The following is a 15,500-nucleotide window of genomic DNA, read 5'->3' on the forward strand; positions in this document are numbered from 1 at the left end:
AAGCGCGTCCACTCGAACGGCAAGATGCCATCGAGCGCGCCATCGGTCAGGGTCAGCAGTTCCTCGCCGGTGACCATCGACACCGGGCAACCGTGAGTAACGGTCTTGTCCGCAGAGGCAGCAGTATCCCCAGCCGGATTTTTAGCCGAGGTAGGCACATCATCTACATGCTCTTTCTGCCGCAGCACCGCGTTCTGCCGAGCCTTCCAGCGCATCTGCAGGGTGCCCTGCTTCAGCCCACCGACCACCCCTCGAACCGCCACCGCTTTATAGCGATCCACCGCCTGCATAAACTTGGTCAGAATCGCCAGCATGCTCTGTATGAAGCCAACCGCAGCCTCAACAATCCGAGCGCCATACTTGACCAGCCGCAAGCTTAAATACGCCACACCGGCCGCCGGTAAGGCGATGGTCAGTACCGCGCCAATCACCAGATCAATCAGCAGCGAGACTACTAACCCTGCAGCCACTTGCGCGATCTGGCCCGGCGGCAATGCGTCCAGCCAGACCAACGCGGTGCGCACCAGAAGGAACAGTGCCGCCTCATCACTGGCCAGCAACATCGCGTGTTCCATGATTTTGGGTGCATCGCTGGCGATTTGCGCCAACTTGGCTGCTTGGGCTCCCAAGTGCTCTACGTACTGCAACGGATCTTCAAGGATCGACTGCACCAGCTTTATGCTGTCCCACACCTCACGGATCGCCGTCCAAGTGCCTGCCAGTATGCCGCTGCCAATTGCACTGGCCGTGGATTGCTGCCAATGCGGCTTGAAGTCCATCCACTGATCGCGCAGCCATTGCTCCAGATCTGCTGTCAGCCCGGCATAAGAGGCAAAGAGGGCATCCACTTGCTGCGCTGAAACACCGCCTTGAACCCGAACCTGATAGCGTCCGCCAGCGGCGCAATAGTGCGAACCCTCGCCGTGTTCATCGAGCATGATCACTGCTGAACTGCCGTCATCCAGGCGGGTCACCTCAACGGGGATGTCGCCAATCGGTACGTCATACAGCGACTCGAACCTGCTCTGGATCTTAAGCACGCCACCCACCGGGCAACGAGCCACGGTAGAAAAATCCGCGTCGGTATGGCTGACCGACTGCTGCGAATCCCCGGCCCGCAACACCCGGTCCATCCCCAGCAACGACGGCATATCCGCAGCATGGCTCACCGAATCCAGTGCTCGGGAATACCAGGCACCCATTTGCTGGCGATAAATCGTCAGGCTCTGATGGAAAGTATCCAGCTCATATTCGATCGAGGTGATGTGGGCAGCGTGGGTCATCCATGACGTCTCGGCAGAAGGCAAGGCGTCGGAGTCTGCCGCAGCGAAAGGCGGCTGGATGAGCGGTTTGAAAAATCAGATTGCGCTTACAAAAGGCGGGTAATTTTCGATGTCGACGTGTGCCCCCGGATCACTTCAGATAGCGACGCTGCTGATTGACGAACAGTGCCTTGAGCGTCTTTTCAGTAGTGATGCTACTCTCGGTTTCCGACGTTTCGGCAGGTGCCAGCAGGATCTTTCTGTAAGGTACGCAGGACCCTTCCTGAAGTACTCATGAGCGCTGGGTAGCAAAGTAATTGATCGACTTGCGCAAGATCTGCGGTTGGCCTTTCCTGACATGAAAGGTTTTTCGCCGCGCATCTCAAATACATGCGTGCTTTTGCCGAGGCGTGGCCGGATTCGGAATTTGTGCAAGAGGTGCTTGCACAATTGCCTTGGTACCATCAAGTCGCGCTATTGGACAAACTTCCCGGCCCTGAAACCCGTCGTTGGTACATCATCCAGGCCGTTGAACACAACTGGTCACGCAACACGCTGGTGATGCACATTGAAAACCGCTTGCTGGAACGCAGTGGCAAGGCCGTCAGCAACTTTGAAAGCCATCTACCCAAGGCACAATCCGATCTGGCGCGCGAAACCCTCAAGGACCCTTATCGTTTTGATTTCCTCAGCCTGGGCGTGAACGCGCAGGAGCGTGATATCGAAAGCGCCCTGATCAAGCATGTCACCGACTTCCTATTGGAATTGGGCGCAGGCTTTGCCTTCGTTGGCCGGCAAGTGCTGCTGAAGGTGGGCGGTGATGAATTCTTCGTCGACCTGCTGTTCTATCACTTGAAGCTGCGTTGCTACGTGGTGATCGAACTCAAGGCTGGCAAGTTCAAACCCGAGCATCTGGGCAAACTGAGCTTCTACCTTGCGGCGGTGGATGCCGAGATAAAACACCCGCAGGATGGCCCGACGATTGGCCTTTTGTTGTGCAAAGGTAAAAATGAAGTGGTGGCTGAATATGCACTGCGCGATAACAACCGACCTATCGGCGTGGCGGAATATCAATTAGTGGAGTCTTTGCCGGCAGAATTGCAAACGAGTTTGCCGAGTATCGAACAGATCGAACGGGAGTTGGCCGGGTAGGCCTGGGCAAGCAGCGGAAAAGCCTGCCGTCAGAGCAGGCGTCGTCTTTGTTGAGGCGGTTGTAGGTTGGAGTGCTCATGGTTGAATCCTTTTTTGTTTGGGTTGGTTGGGCGTTGTGAGGAGGATAATCATCCCCGTGCTGCGCCATCGTGGTTTAATATTAATCATATAAACACCCTTATAGGGCGATATATTCCATGAAAATAAACCGCCTTCTCGCAGATTGGCCGTCGGGCGCAATCGTCACTCAGGCGTGGCTTCACGAGCAGGGAGTCGGCCCCAACCTCATTCAGAAATATCAGCAAACAGGCTGGGTTGAGCGTGTGGGCCACGGCGCCTGGAAACGCAGCGGCGACAGTATCGACTGGCACGGCGGTGTTTTCGCATTGCAACAGGGTGCAACGATGCAGACCTGGCCGGGCGGCGCGACGGCGTTGAGCCTGGCCGGTTACAGCCATTACCTGACGTTTGGAAAAGAAACCGTTGATCTATTTGGGACCACCGGCGCCGTTCTTCCCGGTTGGTTTCGCAAGCATGAATGGGAAGCGCAGATGAACTTCCATCCGGGCGCGCTCTTCACAGGGCTGGAAGATATGGCGTTACAAGTTTTCCAAATACCTTACCGCCAATTCGCGCTAAAAATCTCTACCCCGGAACGTGCGGTGCTCGAGCTTATTCACCAAAGCGCCGACGAGATGCTGTTCAGCGGTGTGGCCGATGTGATGAACGGTCTTGCCACGTTGAGTCCCAGGCGCCTGCAGAAGCTGCTTGAGGCGTGCAACTCCATCCGCGTCAAACGTGTGTTCTTTGTGCTGGCACGTAATGCGGCTCATGCCTGGTATGCGCGAATAGATCGTTCCAGCATTGAGCTAGGCAAGGGCAAGCGGCAAATCATCCGGGGCGGGCGACTCGATAAAGAGTTCCTTATTACCGTTCCGGAGCGTTTTGCCCATGCCACTTGATCCACGTTATGCCGCTCAGGTTCGTCTGCTGGTGCAGGTCATTCCCTACGTAGCGGCAGAACGATGTTTCGCGCTGAAGGGAGGCACGGCGATTAACCTGTTCGTACGTGACCTGCCTCGGTTGTCGGTGGATATAGACCTGGCGTATCTGCCCAGCGCTGATCGTCAACGGGCACTGGTCGACGTTCGCCAAGCCCTGAAGCGGATTGCCGATGCGATAGGGCGGGACCTTCCCGGAGCTGTCGCGACCGTTCAAGGAAATCGAGACGATGAGCTTCGGATTCTCGTAAGGAGCGCTCATGCCCAAATCAAGATTGAAGTATCGCCGGTGCTGCGCGGCACCGTCCATCCACCGTTGTCGCGTGACGTAGTGCCGCTGGTTGAGGAAGAATTCGGGTTCGCTTCGATGGCCGTGGTGTCCCTGCCCGACCTGTACGGCGGCAAGATCTGCGCTGCACTGGATCGGCAACATCCCAGAGACCTTTTTGACGTGATGTGGATGCTTCGGGAGCAAGGGCTGACACGTGAAATCTTCGAGGGCTTTCTGGTGTATCTGATCAGCCACAGCCGGCCCATGGCTGAATTGTTTGCGCCCCGCTGGAAGCCATTAGCGGGCGCGTTTCAGGCTGAATTCGCCGGCATGACGCGAGAGCCCGTCACACTTGACCAGTTGGAAGCGACCAGAGAGGCGTTGTTAGCTGCGATCCGCCAACAATTCAGTGAGCAGGATGCCGCCTTCCTGATCTCGATCAAACAGGGAGAGCCTGACTGGACGACGTTGAATCTGCCGGAAATAGATCGTTTGCCTGCCGTGCAATGGAAATTGCATAACGTCAGGCAGATACCTGCTGCAAAACGGGCGGAAGCCGTGGCGAAGCTGGAAGCGGTGATTGAGCAATTGTTGGCAGGGTAGGCATGACGTGAAAAAGCCCGCTTTCATAGCAGGCTTTTCTTAACGCTGGGTTTACTTATTTCTGCTGCGCCGTCAGCGCCGCATACCCATTCATCAAATTGCGATAGTTGGGAATACGCTGGGACAACAGATTCCCCAAGCCTTCGATATCGTTACGCCAGTCGCGGTGCAGCTCGCACGCCACCGAGAACCAGTTCATCAACTGCGCACCGGCCTGGGTCATCCGGCTCCACGCCGCCTGCTGCACCGTGGTATTGAACGTGCCCGACGCATCCGTCACCACAAACACCTCGAATCCTTCCGCCAGCGCCGACAAGGTCGGGAACGCCACGCACACATCCGTCACTACGCCGGCAATGATGATCTGCTTGCGCCCGGTGGCCTTGATCGCCTTGACGAAGTCTTCGTTGTCCCACGCATTGATCTGGCCTGGGCGAGCGATATACGGCGCGTCCGGGAACATCTCCTTCAACTCCGGCACCAGCGGGCCATTGGGGCCTTGCTCGAAGCTGGTGGTGAGGATGGTCGGCAGATTGAAGAACTTGGCCAGGTCGGCGAGGGCCAGCACGTTGTTCTTGAACTCGTTGGGGGAGAAGTCCTGCACCAGGGAGATCAGGCCAGTCTGGTGGTCGACCAGCAGCACGATGGCGTCGTCTTTATTGAGGCGGTTGTAGGTTGGAGTGCTCATGGTTGAATCCTTTTTTGTTTGGGTTGGTTGGGCGTTGTGTTCAACATGGGCACAGATTAATGGGTGGGTGATGGGGGATAAATCGGCTGTGATGAGTCTTACTGTCAACTTAAACGGGACGATGGTTAGTGCTGCATCTTGTTGCACGAAATCAATGTGAAGAGCGATGGGGGATTTGACTTTGAATGGCCAGCAGGTCCTGTCCCTTTCATTTGCAGGACGTTTCCGAGAGAATCCCAACCGCATTGCGCCAGCGGGAGTGGGTGGCTAGGCTGCGGATTGTCACTGCACATTCAGTGACCGGGTTTAGTCGCCCGGACTTCGCTAGGCGCACGCGCCATCTCAAAGACAGGTGTCTTCTCACCTGCACTTTATGGTGGCTGTGCGCAGGGCACCCTCGGGTGCGCCGGTGCCTAGCGGCCGGTCGACTAACCTGCGTACAGCCGCCACCTCTACTCGTTTAGTCGCGAAAGGACGGTGGTATTCACTTACTGCTAGGAGTTTTGCTATGGATAACGTTCGTTCAGATACGCTGTCGTCACACTCGACCAACCCATTCACGGTCAATGAAGAACTGAGCTTCGAGGATGCGTGGATGCAGGTGGCTGAGCTGCTGCATTGTGCGCTGGCTACGTCGCAAGTGATCGGCGAGTCACTGGCCGCACCACAGAGGGCGGTGATGCATTTGGTGGAGATGGCGAAGATGGTGGCGGATCGGGCTGTGGACTGCCTACAAGCTAAATAGCGATTTAAAGGCGGGTAGGCATGGCCTGCCCGCTGTTGGCCGGACAATCGACCAAGTGACATTTTTTTTGCGGACATGCGTCAAATTATCGTAGGTTTGATGCTTGGTAGGTTCCACATGTGTCATTTGGTCTCAAAAATGCGAAAACTCTCCCAGCCGTAGGCCAAAACAGGCAAAATCTGCCGTTGGCTCGGATGCCGTGCCCTGCAATAAATCAATATCCACATGCGTAGAAAACGATGCCAATCACCGAGTTCGCACACCTAAACGGAAAATCTTTCGTGTCGTCTCTCGATAGGGACGAGCAAAAGAGTTTGGGCCAGTTTATGACCCCTCCCCCTATCGCCAGGTTCATGGCGCAGCGAGCAACTACGGGGATCGTTGCTGATGTCATAAGTATTTTGGAACCTGCGTCCGGTGCTGGGGTACTGGCTGCGGCAGTTGTGCAAGAGCTTCTTCATCGTGATGAGCGGCCGTCCCGTATCGAGCTAACCCTATATGAGATAGATGGTCGTCTTAAGCCTTATCTACGACGCTTGGCTGACCGGCTGAGGCGATCAGCAAAAAGCTTAAATGTTAAGTTAACGTGCCACATTGTGATAGGCGATTTTCTGTTGTCTGAGCTATCCCAATCCGCAAGGCCGGAGTTTGATATATGTATCGCGAATCCCCCTTATTTTAAATTGAATAAGGCAGACCTTAGAGCTAAGGCTCATGCTTATGCGGTTTATGGGCAGCCTAATATATATGGGTTGTTCCAGGCCGCCTGCGCGGGTTTGGTAAGGCCAGCAGGACGTTGGTGTTTTATTACTCCTAGATCTTGGTTGAACGGTTCATATTTTGCCGCGGTAAGACGGCATTTGTTGCATTATTTGCAGATTGATGCAGTGCATCTTTTTGAAAGCCGTCAAGCTCATTTCTATGAAGATGCTATTTTACAGGAAGCCGTTATTGCATGGGCGACAGCCCAGCCGTTACATATGGCAGAAATTACTTTTAGTACTAGTCAAGGTGTCTTAGATCTACCTAATGCTGAGCTTTTCGCAATTCCGACGGCCAGTGTGATAGGCACAGATGAAGAGATGGCAATTGCGATTCCGATAGCCGCCGGAGCAAACCGAGAGTCAGATGACTCTGGCCATGTGCATGATACTCTCGCCTCTTTGGGCCTCAAAGTTTCGACAGGGCCAGTAGTTCCCTTTCGTTCGAAAGAGTATATTTTGGAGAGTTCTAGTAGAGGTTCAGTTCCATTGTTGTGGATGCAGCACGTTAAGCATGCGGGCATAAGTTGGCCTATACAAAAAAAGCGTGAGCACATCCTTTCTACTGCCGGTAGTGCTTGGATGCTCCTTCGAAATACGAATTACGTGGTGATGCGCCGCTTCAGTCCTAAAGAGGATGCTAGGCGTGTGACAGCGGCTCCGTATCTCGCTGGTAGCTTGCCTGGAGAATTCATAGGCTTAGAAAATCATCTGAACTACATCCACCGGCCCACTGGAGACCTTACTCGTGCCGAAACTGTTGGGCTTTCAGCGTTCTTGAACAGCTCTTATGTGGATGCCTATTTTCGTGCAGTTGCGGGCAGTACCCAAGTGAACGCAACAGAGCTTCGAAAACTGCGCTTCCCTTCACTGGATTCACTTAGGGCGATTGGAGATCTGTTGTCCGATAGGCCTACCCTCACAGAGGCCGATCGTGCGGTTGAGCAGGTTTTGTGTCTAAAAATGGCGTTATCTGCGGTATAGATAGGGTACCTCCAGATCTGAAGTGTGAAATATTTAGTTGCAGCTACTTCGCTGCGCGGTGTAGGATTTGTCTCATACCCATGTGAGGCATGCCTAGATGATCACGTTGCCACCTTTCGTAACTCTCCCTTTTGTTCGAGAACGACTCTCGATGATTTTTCCTGAGTCGTTCCCTGACCGGTCAATTTTGGTAGGCGATATGGCCGCTCGCATGGTATTCGTCGCGCTGTATGGAGCTTTTGTCGAAGGTTTAAATAGATACTTTCGCCCATCCACGGTAATTAGATTTGGGTTCTCTCAAGCAGAGAGAAGTACCGACGGGGATCGTTTTACGTGGATTGCCTCCTGTCATACGCCGGGCTATAAGGCTGTTGAACAGTGGTACGCTGATAATACGCGCGAACCACTTCGGGATGATTTAATCAGAAATAGAGCTGTGCCTATAGGGTTGATTCTGAAACGGGAGGGCGTAGCACCGACATCGCCTGCTCCGATTTATTGTTTAGCAGAAGGTTTTTCCAAGCTTTTTGATCCGGTAAATGAGGGAGAAGCTCTAGGAGAACTTATATCTCTTTGGCAGGAACGAAATCTCGACCCGATGGTTCTTCAGCGAATGCGTCTGCTTAGAAGGACTGGAGTGAAAGAGGGGCAGGTCATGGTGACTTTGCCGACTACAGGAACCTCTTTACGTTTGTCTCCAGGCGAAGCATCTATAATTACTAAAGATGTTTGCGAGACGTTGCTTAAGCAAATAATGGTTACTCCGGTTGTCGTACATGTGAGTACTTCTGATATAAAGACCTTTCGTGAGTTGTCAGGTGAGGCTGAGGATATTGGTTTGCATATATCAACTTCTGCTGAGCTGCCGGATATTGTTGCAGCTGATACAGGCTATGAAGATGGTCTTCGTCTTGTTTTCATTGAAGTTGTTCACAGTGATGGGCCGATAACTGAACTGCGAAAAGAGGCCTTGCTGAGAATTGCGGCTGACGCTGGAATACCCCGAAAGCATGTTCGCATGATAACCGCTTTTGAAGATCGCAGCTCATATCCATTTAAGAAACGAGTAAGTGAGATAGCGAGGGATTCAGATATTTGGTTTAGGAGTGAGCCAGAGCTTCTTGTTCGACTTACGATTCTGCGCGAATCGCTGAGCCCGGCGAGCTAACTTGCTTAATAAAATAGTTTAATGAAAAATTCCCGGTGAGATAATTTAATCGCACGCAAAAATGTTTATTTTTTATATGCGGAGATTTATATGGTAGATAAGATCTGGGCTGACGCTGCGTTCGTGGTTGTTTGTCAGGTTGCGAAAGCGAAACCTGAATTCACACCGGATGATATTTGGGAGGCTGGACTCCACAAGCCAAATGATGCGCGTGCTCTCGGTGGTGTTATGCGTCGCGCCAGTAGTAAAAAATTAATAGAGAAAACTGGCCGCTCACAAGCAACTAGGCAACCTGAAAGTCATGGTACAGACGTCACTGTTTGGAGGTCGTTGATCTACGGAGTCAATCTTGGACCGGACGTGCTATTGTGATTTTTTCAGCTACGTATTGCAGCTGGAGGCGCTCCATTTGTGCTTAGGACAAGCTAGGTAATTTTCGCGTTGAGCCTTCAGAAATTAAAAAGCCGGCTTATGGCCGGCTTCTCTGTGACTGCCTCAGCTTGTTTTTGACAAGCCTCACCAGCCTTCAAATCGCTCAGCCCACATTGCGTCGGGCTGAATAGTAGGGGCATCTGCGGGAACTCCTCCGCGTCGCCTGGCAGGGCAATAGCTTAAAACCATCCCCTGCCAAATGTGCGGCGCATGATACCCACATTCACCTCAGTTGCCCACCTCCGGTTCCGGTTCAGCGCCTTCCCAGCCCAGCAGGTGGTCATCCAGCGGGACGGGTGGGCGGCGGTTGTTGAGGGTGGACCACCAGAATACCCAGCCGACGATTTGGAAGTTCTGCTCGAAGCGTTCGTCGTAGGTGAGGTATTCGTCCGGGTGTTCGCCGGCGTTGTGGCTGCGCATGCGCAGGCCTCCGCCTGGTCGGTTGTAGAGGTATTTGATGCGTAGCATGCCGTCGTGTTCGACGGCGTAGATTTCACCATCGATGATTTGGGTGCGGCCTCGGTCGATGGCGAGGGTGGCGCCTTGCTGGATGATGTCGATCATGCTGTTGTCGACCATGTAGGCGCCCACGGCGCGGTCGGGTTTTACGTTGAGGGTCTGGAGGGTGTGTTGGGTGACGCGGATGCGTTCGGTTGAGGTGAATGTGGGGTGGAGGGGGATCTCCACGTCGTTGTTTTCCGGGCGGCAGGCGGGGCCTGTGAGGTATTTGCCGATGTCTTCGCGGGCGGGTGCAATCCTTGCGGTGGGGGCTTCCAACAGGTAGTTGGCGGGCGGGTGTTTGGGGCCGCGGCCGTCGCTTAGCCAGCGACTGGAGACGCACAGCAGTTCTGCGATCTCGTTGAGTCGGCCCATGGGGACGCCGCGTTTGAACCAGTTGTTCACGTGCTGAGGCGTGACGCCGCGGTTCTTGGCGAAGTCGGAGGCGGAAAGATGAACTTCCCGTAGTAGCGCTTTTAAACGATCACCTGATGTATTCATGAACACAGAGTTTACTGGCCGGGAAAACCATTCAAATAAACCATGCGTTGATTTGCGCGTGTAGGTTTTTGCTTAGTTGTAGCTTTATTCTTCAGGGTTGCTGGTTAGTTGAACGTCTAAACTTAAGCGCTGAACTTGATGTTTATTTTTGCCACAAAAAAGCCCCGAATAATCGGGGCTTTTTGATTGCCGTGGCAATGAGGCGCGGGTATCAGCCTTTGTAGGCGGCCACCGACTTCATGATCTCGGCGCGGGCGGCTTCTGCGTCGCCCCAACCGTCGATCTTCACCCATTTGCCTTTTTCGAGGTCTTTGTAGTTCTCGAAGAAGTGCTTGATTTGTTCCAGCAGCAGGGGCGGCAGGTCGGTGTATTCCTTCACGTCGACGTACAGCTGGGACAGCTTGTCGTGTGGCACTGCGATGACTTTGGCATCGCCGCCGCCGTCGTCGGTCATGTTCAGGATGCCAACCGGGCGAGCGCGGATGACCGAGCCTGGGGTGACCGGGTAAGGGGTCACGACCAGCACGTCGAGGGGGTCGCCGTCGTCGGCCAGGGTGTTGGGGATAAAACCGTAGTTGGCCGGGTAGAACATTGGGGTGGCCATGAAACGGTCAACGAACAGGCAGTCGCTGTCTTTGTCGATTTCGTATTTGATCGGCGCGTGGTTGGCCGGAATTTCGATGGCGACGTAGATGTCGTTCGGCAGGTCTTTGCCAGCCGGAATCTTGCTGTAGCTCATTGGGCGTTGCCCCCGTTAGTTGGCCATGTGACATGGCCGGATTGGCCTAAAAGTGGCGGCGATTATAGGCATATTCTGACGCCGATGCCATGCGCCAAGCGTCGTACGGTCATTCGCCCTGCGGCTGGTAGCGCGGGTCGCGGGCTTGCAGTTGGGTCAGGCGGGCCAGGGGATCCTGGCGGTAAAAGCGGCTGAGTTGGGCGTACACCTGTGGATAACTATTGACCAGCAAGTCCGGGGCACTGAAGAAATATTCGCTGGTGACGGCAAAGAATTCCGCCGGGTTTTCGGCGGCGTAGGGGTCGATCTCGGTTTCAGCGTCGGGGTTGGCGTCCAGTTGGCGATTGAGGTCGTCGAAGGCGCTCTGCATTACGCTGGCCCAGTCCTGCACGCGCATGTCGTTGTGCAGCGGTGGCAGGCCGTTGGCGTCGCCGTTGAGCATGTCCAGTTTGTGCGCCAGCTCGTGGATGACCAGGTTGTAGCCTTCCCATTGGCCGCTGGCCAGTACCCCGGGCCAGGCCAGTATCACCGGGCCCTGCTGCCAGGCTTCGCCGCTGTGTTCGCCGTCCCACTCGTGTTCCACGCCGCTGGCATCGCGATGGCGCTGCGGGCTGAGGAAGTCGTCGGGGTACAGCACGATTTCATGGAAGCCCTGATACCAGTCGAGGTCGCCCAGGTTCATCAGCGGCAGTTGCGCCTGGGCGGCGAGCAGCAGGCGTTGTTCCTGGTGCAGTTCGACGCCGGGCAGGGCGGTGAGGTGTTTTTCGGCGAGGAACAGCACACAGGCTTCGCGCAGCCATTGGTCTTGCTCGGCCGTGAGGCCGTCGAGGAAGGTCAGGTGGTGGCGCACCCGCTGCCAGGTGTCATCGGCAATCGGGTGCTTGGCCAGCAGGCGCCGGCGACGCCTGGCGCTGAGGGACCACACGGGCAATCAGTGCGGTTTGGCTTCGGAGGAGGTGCGGCCAAAGCGGCTGCGCACCACGCCGATGATCATCGGCACCAGGGACAGCAGGATGATGAACACGACGAGCAACGACAGGTTCTTCTTGATGAACGGCACGTTGCCGAAGAAGTAGCCCAGGGTCACCAGGCCACCGACCCAGAGAATGGTGCCGAGCACGCTGAACCCGAAGAAGCGCGGGTAGGGCATTTTCGCGATGCCGGCGACGAACGGCGCGAAGGTGCGCAGGATCGGCAGGAAGCGCGCCAGGGTCACGGTTTTGCCACCGTGCTTGTCGTAGAAGTCGTGGGTTTTTTGCAGGTAGTCGCGACGGAAGATTTTCGAGTTCGGGTTGCTGAACAAGCGTTCGCCCACCGTTCGCCCGATCACGTAGTTGGTGCTGTCGCCGAGGATGGCCGCCAGCATCAGCAGGCCGCCCAGCAACACCGGGTCCATGCCGCCGCCTGCGGCAACGGCACCGGCGATGAACAGCAACGAATCGCCCGGCAAAAACGGCATGACCACCAGGCCGGTCTCGCAGAAAATCACCAGGAACAGAATGGCGTAGATCCACGGACCGTAATTGGTTACCAGCATGTCGAGGTAAACATCGAGATGCAGGATAAGGTCAAGCGGGTTGAAATCCATGGATGGCACCTGTGTGAATGGCCCGGCTCAGCAGGCCAGTGCGGGAACGACGGGAAATAAGGCTACACGTGTATGTCGAGATTCTTACGACCCTGAGAGGTGCGCATTATACGGATTGAATAGTGAAAAGCGTGTGGCTTTTGTAGCGGGGAGTGTCGTGAAAGTGTGAAGCGGTGGGGCTCGGTTTGAAAAAATGTGGGAGGGGGCTTGCTCCCGATGGCGGTGGGGCAGTGACATGCCTATTGGCTGGCACACCGCTATCGGGGGCAAGCCCCCTCCCACAGCTGATTGCCGAGCTCAGTCCTCGCTGATCGGCAGCACGTAGTTCTTGAATTCGGTGTCTTCGCGAAAACCGATGGACTCGTAGGTCTTCTGCGCCACGTCATTATCGCTGCTGGTGGATACCCGCAGCCGCACCGCGTGGGTTTCCTTGGCCATTTTCTTCGCTGTGCGCATCAGGTTATCGGCGACCAGTTGCCGGCGCGCGTCCTCTGCCACATAGATGTCGTTGAGGATCCACACCCGTTTGAGCGACAGCGAAGAGAAGCTTGGATAGAGCTGGCAGAACCCCAGCAACCGCTTGTCATCATCATCGGCCAGTGCCAGGTAGATCACCGATTCCTTGCGGCGCAGGCGCTTTTCCAGGAAGGCCCGCGACGAGTCCGGGAACGGCAGGGCCCCATAGAATTCGCGGTATTTGACGAACAGCGGGGTGAGCAGGTCCAGGTGTTCCAGGGTCGCTTGAGTAATCCGCATGCCAGGCCTCAACTTCCAAATGGGTATGACCACGCGCGCGGTCGTCGCTTGATGCTGCCGAAAGCCACGAAAAAGCGCAATCGTGCGGCGATCAGTCTACGGGTGGGCTGAGCAGGAAATTGCCCTTCATCAAGTCCGGGTCATCTGATTCAATCGTCTGCAACTGCGCCTCGTCCTTGAGATTGACCCCGGACAACTGCCGGCGGCAGGCCTCGCGCATCAGGTACAGCAGGCGATGGGCCGCCATGCCGTAGCTCAGGCCTTCCAGGCGCACATTGGAGATACAGTTGCGGTAGGCGTCAGTGAGGCCGACCTTGGGGTTGTAGGTGAAATACAGCCCCAGGCTGTCCGGCGAACTGAGCCCCGGCCGTTCGCCGATCAGGATCACCACCATTTTGGCGCCGAGTAGTTGCCCGATTTCGTCGGCCACTGCCACGCGGCCCTGTTCTACCAGGATGACCGGTGACAAGGACCAGCCTTCAGCGTGGGTCTGTTCTTCCAGGCGTGTCAGAAAGGGCGCGGTGTGTTTATGCACGGCCAGCGCCGACAGGCCATCGGCTACTACGATCGCCAGGTCCATCCCATTCGGATGGGCTGCCGCATAGTCGCGCAGGGTCTGGGCCGATTCATCACTCAAGCGGCGTCCAAGATCGGGGCGTTGCAGGTAGGTATGCCGGTCGGTGGCGGCGCTGTGCAGCAACAGGCTGTCGCGGCCGCGTTCGGCACATTGGCGGCTCAGCCCTTCATGATCGAAGGGCAGGTGCACCGCGTCCCGCGCCTGGGCGTGGGCGAACTGGAAGTCCAGTTGCGCGCCCGTAGGAATGCTGGTGCCGGTGCGGCCCAGGGCAATGCGCGCCGGGGTCAGGCGGCGCAGTTGCAGCCATGGGTTGTCAGGCAATTCTGGTTGCACGGTCGGCTCCTTCATCCCAATTGCGCCAGAGCGTGGCGAAACGCCGGTGGCAGGCTGTTACCAAAGCGCACTTTGCCACCTTCTTGCGTAAAGATGCCCATGTTCGCCAGCCATTGTTCGAACTCCGGCGCCGGTTTCAATCCCAATGTCTGGCGCGCGTACAGCGCGTCGTGGAATGAGGTGGTCTGGTAATTGAGCATGATGTCGTCAGAGCCGGGGATGCCCATGATGAAATTGATCCCGGCCACGCCGAGCAGGGTCAGCAGGGTGTCCATGTCGTCCTGGTCGGCTTCGGCGTGGTTGGTGTAGCAGATGTCGCAACCCATCGGCACGCCGAGCAACTTGCCGCAGAAGTGGTCTTCGAGACCGGCGCGGATGATCTGTTTGCCGTTGTACAGGTACTCGGGGCCGATAAAGCCGACCACGGTGTTGACCAGAAACGGTTTGAAGTGCCGGGCCACCGCGTAGGCGCGGGTTTCACAGGTTTGCTGGTCGACGCCAAAGTGCGCGTTGGCCGACAAGGCGCTGCCCTGGCCGGTTTCGAAATACATCAGGTTCTGGCCCAGGGTGCCGCGATTGAGGCTCAGGCCGGCGTCGTAACCTTCCTGCAGCAGACTCAGGCTGATGCCGAAGCTGGCATTGGCCGCCTCGGTGCCGGCGATCGACTGGAACACCAGGTCCAGCGGCACGCCACGGTTGATCGCCTCGATGGAGGTGGTGACGTGGGTCAGCACGCAGGCCTGGGTGGGGATGTCGTAGCGCTGGATGATGGCGTCGAGCATCTCCAGCATGGCGCAGATTGAGGCGATGCTGTCGGTGGCCGGGTTGATGCCGATCATGGCGTCGCCGTTGCCGTAGAGCAGGCCGTCGAGAATGCTGGCGGCGATGCCCGCCGGTTCGTCGGTGGGGTGGTTGGGCTGCAGGCGCGTTGACAGACGACCGCGCAGGCCCAGGGTGCCGCGAAACCGGGTGACCACGCGGATCTTCTGCGCCACCAGTACCAGGTCCTGCACGCGCATGATCTTGGACACGGCGGCGGCCATTTCCGGTGTCAGCCCCGGTGCCAATAAACGCAGGGACTGTTCGTCGGCTGCGTCGCTGAGCAGCCAGTCGCGCAGGCCGCCGACGGTGAGGTGGCTGACCGGCGCAAACGCCTGTTTATCGTGGGTATCGATGATCAGTCGGGTGACTTCATCGCTCTCGTAAGGAATCAGCGCCTCCTCCAGAAAGTGCTTGAGCGGGATATTCGCCAGCGCCATCTGCGCGGCCACCCGTTCGCCGTCATTCTGTGCGGCAACACCGGCGAGGAAATCCCCGGAACGCGCCGGGCTGGCCTTGGCCATCACATCCTTGAGGCTGTCGAAGCGGTAGGTGTGTGCACCCACCGCGTGGGAAAAGCTTGCCATACAGTGTCTCCTGAATGACGCGGGCGGACCTGGAA

General features: G+C 56.5%; 15 protein-coding genes and 1 pseudogene. 7 read left to right on the plus strand and 9 right to left on the minus strand.

Annotated elements, in window-relative coordinates; translation table 11 throughout:
• The coding region (locus BFP89_RS18230) for a DUF6531 domain-containing protein (protein WP_256097362.1) at positions 1 to 1,283 on the minus strand (1,283 nt) is incomplete at its 3' end.
• Positions 1,284 to 1,566: 283 nt separating this feature from the next.
• Here BFP89_RS18230 and BFP89_RS18235 point away from each other — a divergent pair.
• The 3 genes and pseudogenes from BFP89_RS18235 to BFP89_RS18245 all read left to right on the plus strand — a co-directional run.
• A pseudogene (locus BFP89_RS18235) lies at positions 1,567 to 2,414 on the plus strand (YhcG family protein); the annotation flags it as partial.
• 197 nt (positions 2,415 to 2,611) lie between these two features.
• On the plus strand, positions 2,612 to 3,376 hold the full coding sequence (locus BFP89_RS18240; protein ID WP_065886813.1) for a type IV toxin-antitoxin system AbiEi family antitoxin: 765 nt from the start codon (positions 2,612 to 2,614) through the stop codon (positions 3,374 to 3,376).
• The gene (locus tag BFP89_RS18245; RefSeq protein ID WP_065886814.1) at positions 3,366 to 4,289 is read left to right on the plus strand and encodes a nucleotidyl transferase AbiEii/AbiGii toxin family protein; all 924 of its coding nucleotides are present in this window, start codon (positions 3,366 to 3,368) and stop codon (positions 4,287 to 4,289) included. Before BFP89_RS18240 ends, BFP89_RS18245 begins: the two co-directional genes overlap by 11 nt.
• 55 nt (positions 4,290 to 4,344) lie before the next feature.
• On the opposite strand, the gene ycaC is transcribed toward BFP89_RS18245, so the two are convergent.
• On the minus strand, positions 4,345 to 4,977 hold the full coding sequence (gene ycaC, locus BFP89_RS18250; RefSeq protein ID WP_057724871.1) for an isochorismate family cysteine hydrolase YcaC: 633 nt from the start codon (positions 4,975 to 4,977) through the stop codon (positions 4,345 to 4,347).
• Between the two features lie 508 nt (positions 4,978 to 5,485).
• Here ycaC and BFP89_RS18255 point away from each other — a divergent pair.
• From BFP89_RS18255 to BFP89_RS28650, 4 genes are all read left to right on the plus strand, one after another.
• Positions 5,486 to 5,722, plus strand: a complete 237-nt coding sequence (locus BFP89_RS18255) for a hypothetical protein (RefSeq protein WP_065886815.1) — start codon at positions 5,486 to 5,488, stop codon at positions 5,720 to 5,722.
• 281 nt (positions 5,723 to 6,003) lie between these two features.
• Positions 6,004 to 7,467, plus strand: a complete 1,464-nt coding sequence (locus tag BFP89_RS27690; RefSeq protein WP_218061320.1) for an Eco57I restriction-modification methylase domain-containing protein — start codon at positions 6,004 to 6,006, stop codon at positions 7,465 to 7,467.
• A 97-nt stretch (positions 7,468 to 7,564) separates the two neighbouring features.
• Positions 7,565 to 8,635 (plus strand): BsuBI/PstI family type II restriction endonuclease, encoded by a 1,071-nt coding sequence (locus BFP89_RS27695; protein WP_083208102.1) that lies wholly within the window; start codon positions 7,565 to 7,567, stop codon positions 8,633 to 8,635.
• A gap of 90 nt (positions 8,636 to 8,725) precedes the next feature.
• Positions 8,726 to 9,007, plus strand: coding sequence for a hypothetical protein (locus BFP89_RS28650; protein WP_139114975.1), 282 nt, complete (start codon positions 8,726 to 8,728; stop codon positions 9,005 to 9,007).
• 288 nt (positions 9,008 to 9,295) lie between these two features.
• Here the strand turns inward: BFP89_RS28650 and BFP89_RS18260 are convergent, their stop codons facing one another.
• The 7 genes from BFP89_RS18260 to BFP89_RS18290 all read right to left on the minus strand — a co-directional run bounded on the left by BFP89_RS18260 (position 9,296) and on the right by BFP89_RS18290 (position 15,465).
• Positions 9,296 to 10,066 carry a LexA family transcriptional regulator gene (locus BFP89_RS18260; RefSeq protein ID WP_065886816.1) on the minus strand — a complete coding sequence of 257 codons (771 nt, stop codon included), beginning with the start codon at positions 10,064 to 10,066 and terminating at the stop codon, positions 9,296 to 9,298.
• A 211-nt stretch (positions 10,067 to 10,277) separates the two neighbouring features.
• Positions 10,278 to 10,805, minus strand: coding sequence for an inorganic diphosphatase (gene ppa / locus BFP89_RS18265; protein WP_049711351.1), 528 nt, complete (start codon positions 10,803 to 10,805; stop codon positions 10,278 to 10,280).
• Positions 10,806 to 10,914: 109 nt separating this feature from the next.
• Positions 10,915 to 11,730 carry a M90 family metallopeptidase gene (locus BFP89_RS18270; RefSeq protein ID WP_065886817.1) on the minus strand — a complete coding sequence of 272 codons (816 nt, stop codon included), beginning with the start codon at positions 11,728 to 11,730 and terminating at the stop codon, positions 10,915 to 10,917.
• Positions 11,731 to 11,736: 6 nt separating this feature from the next.
• On the minus strand, positions 11,737 to 12,393 hold the full coding sequence (locus tag BFP89_RS18275; protein WP_065886818.1) for a DedA family protein: 657 nt from the start codon (positions 12,391 to 12,393) through the stop codon (positions 11,737 to 11,739).
• A 297-nt stretch (positions 12,394 to 12,690) separates the two neighbouring features.
• Positions 12,691 to 13,149, minus strand: coding sequence for a GNAT family N-acetyltransferase (locus BFP89_RS18280; RefSeq protein WP_056861944.1), 459 nt, complete (start codon positions 13,147 to 13,149; stop codon positions 12,691 to 12,693).
• Between the two features lie 91 nt (positions 13,150 to 13,240).
• Positions 13,241 to 14,074: an ethanolamine ammonia-lyase subunit EutC gene (eutC, locus tag BFP89_RS18285; RefSeq protein ID WP_065886819.1), complete on the minus strand. Its 834-nt coding sequence runs from the start codon at positions 14,072 to 14,074 to the stop codon at positions 13,241 to 13,243.
• Positions 14,071 to 15,465 carry an ethanolamine ammonia-lyase subunit EutB gene (locus tag BFP89_RS18290; RefSeq protein ID WP_065886820.1) on the minus strand — a complete coding sequence of 465 codons (1,395 nt, stop codon included), beginning with the start codon at positions 15,463 to 15,465 and terminating at the stop codon, positions 14,071 to 14,073. The genes eutC and BFP89_RS18290 overlap by 4 nt, the downstream gene beginning before the upstream one ends.
• Positions 15,466 to 15,500: the final 35 nt, after the last annotated feature.

It is taken from the genome of Pseudomonas sp. 31 R 17 (assembly GCF_900004915.1).
Classification (GTDB): domain Bacteria; phylum Pseudomonadota; class Gammaproteobacteria; order Pseudomonadales; family Pseudomonadaceae; genus Aquipseudomonas; species Aquipseudomonas orientalis_A.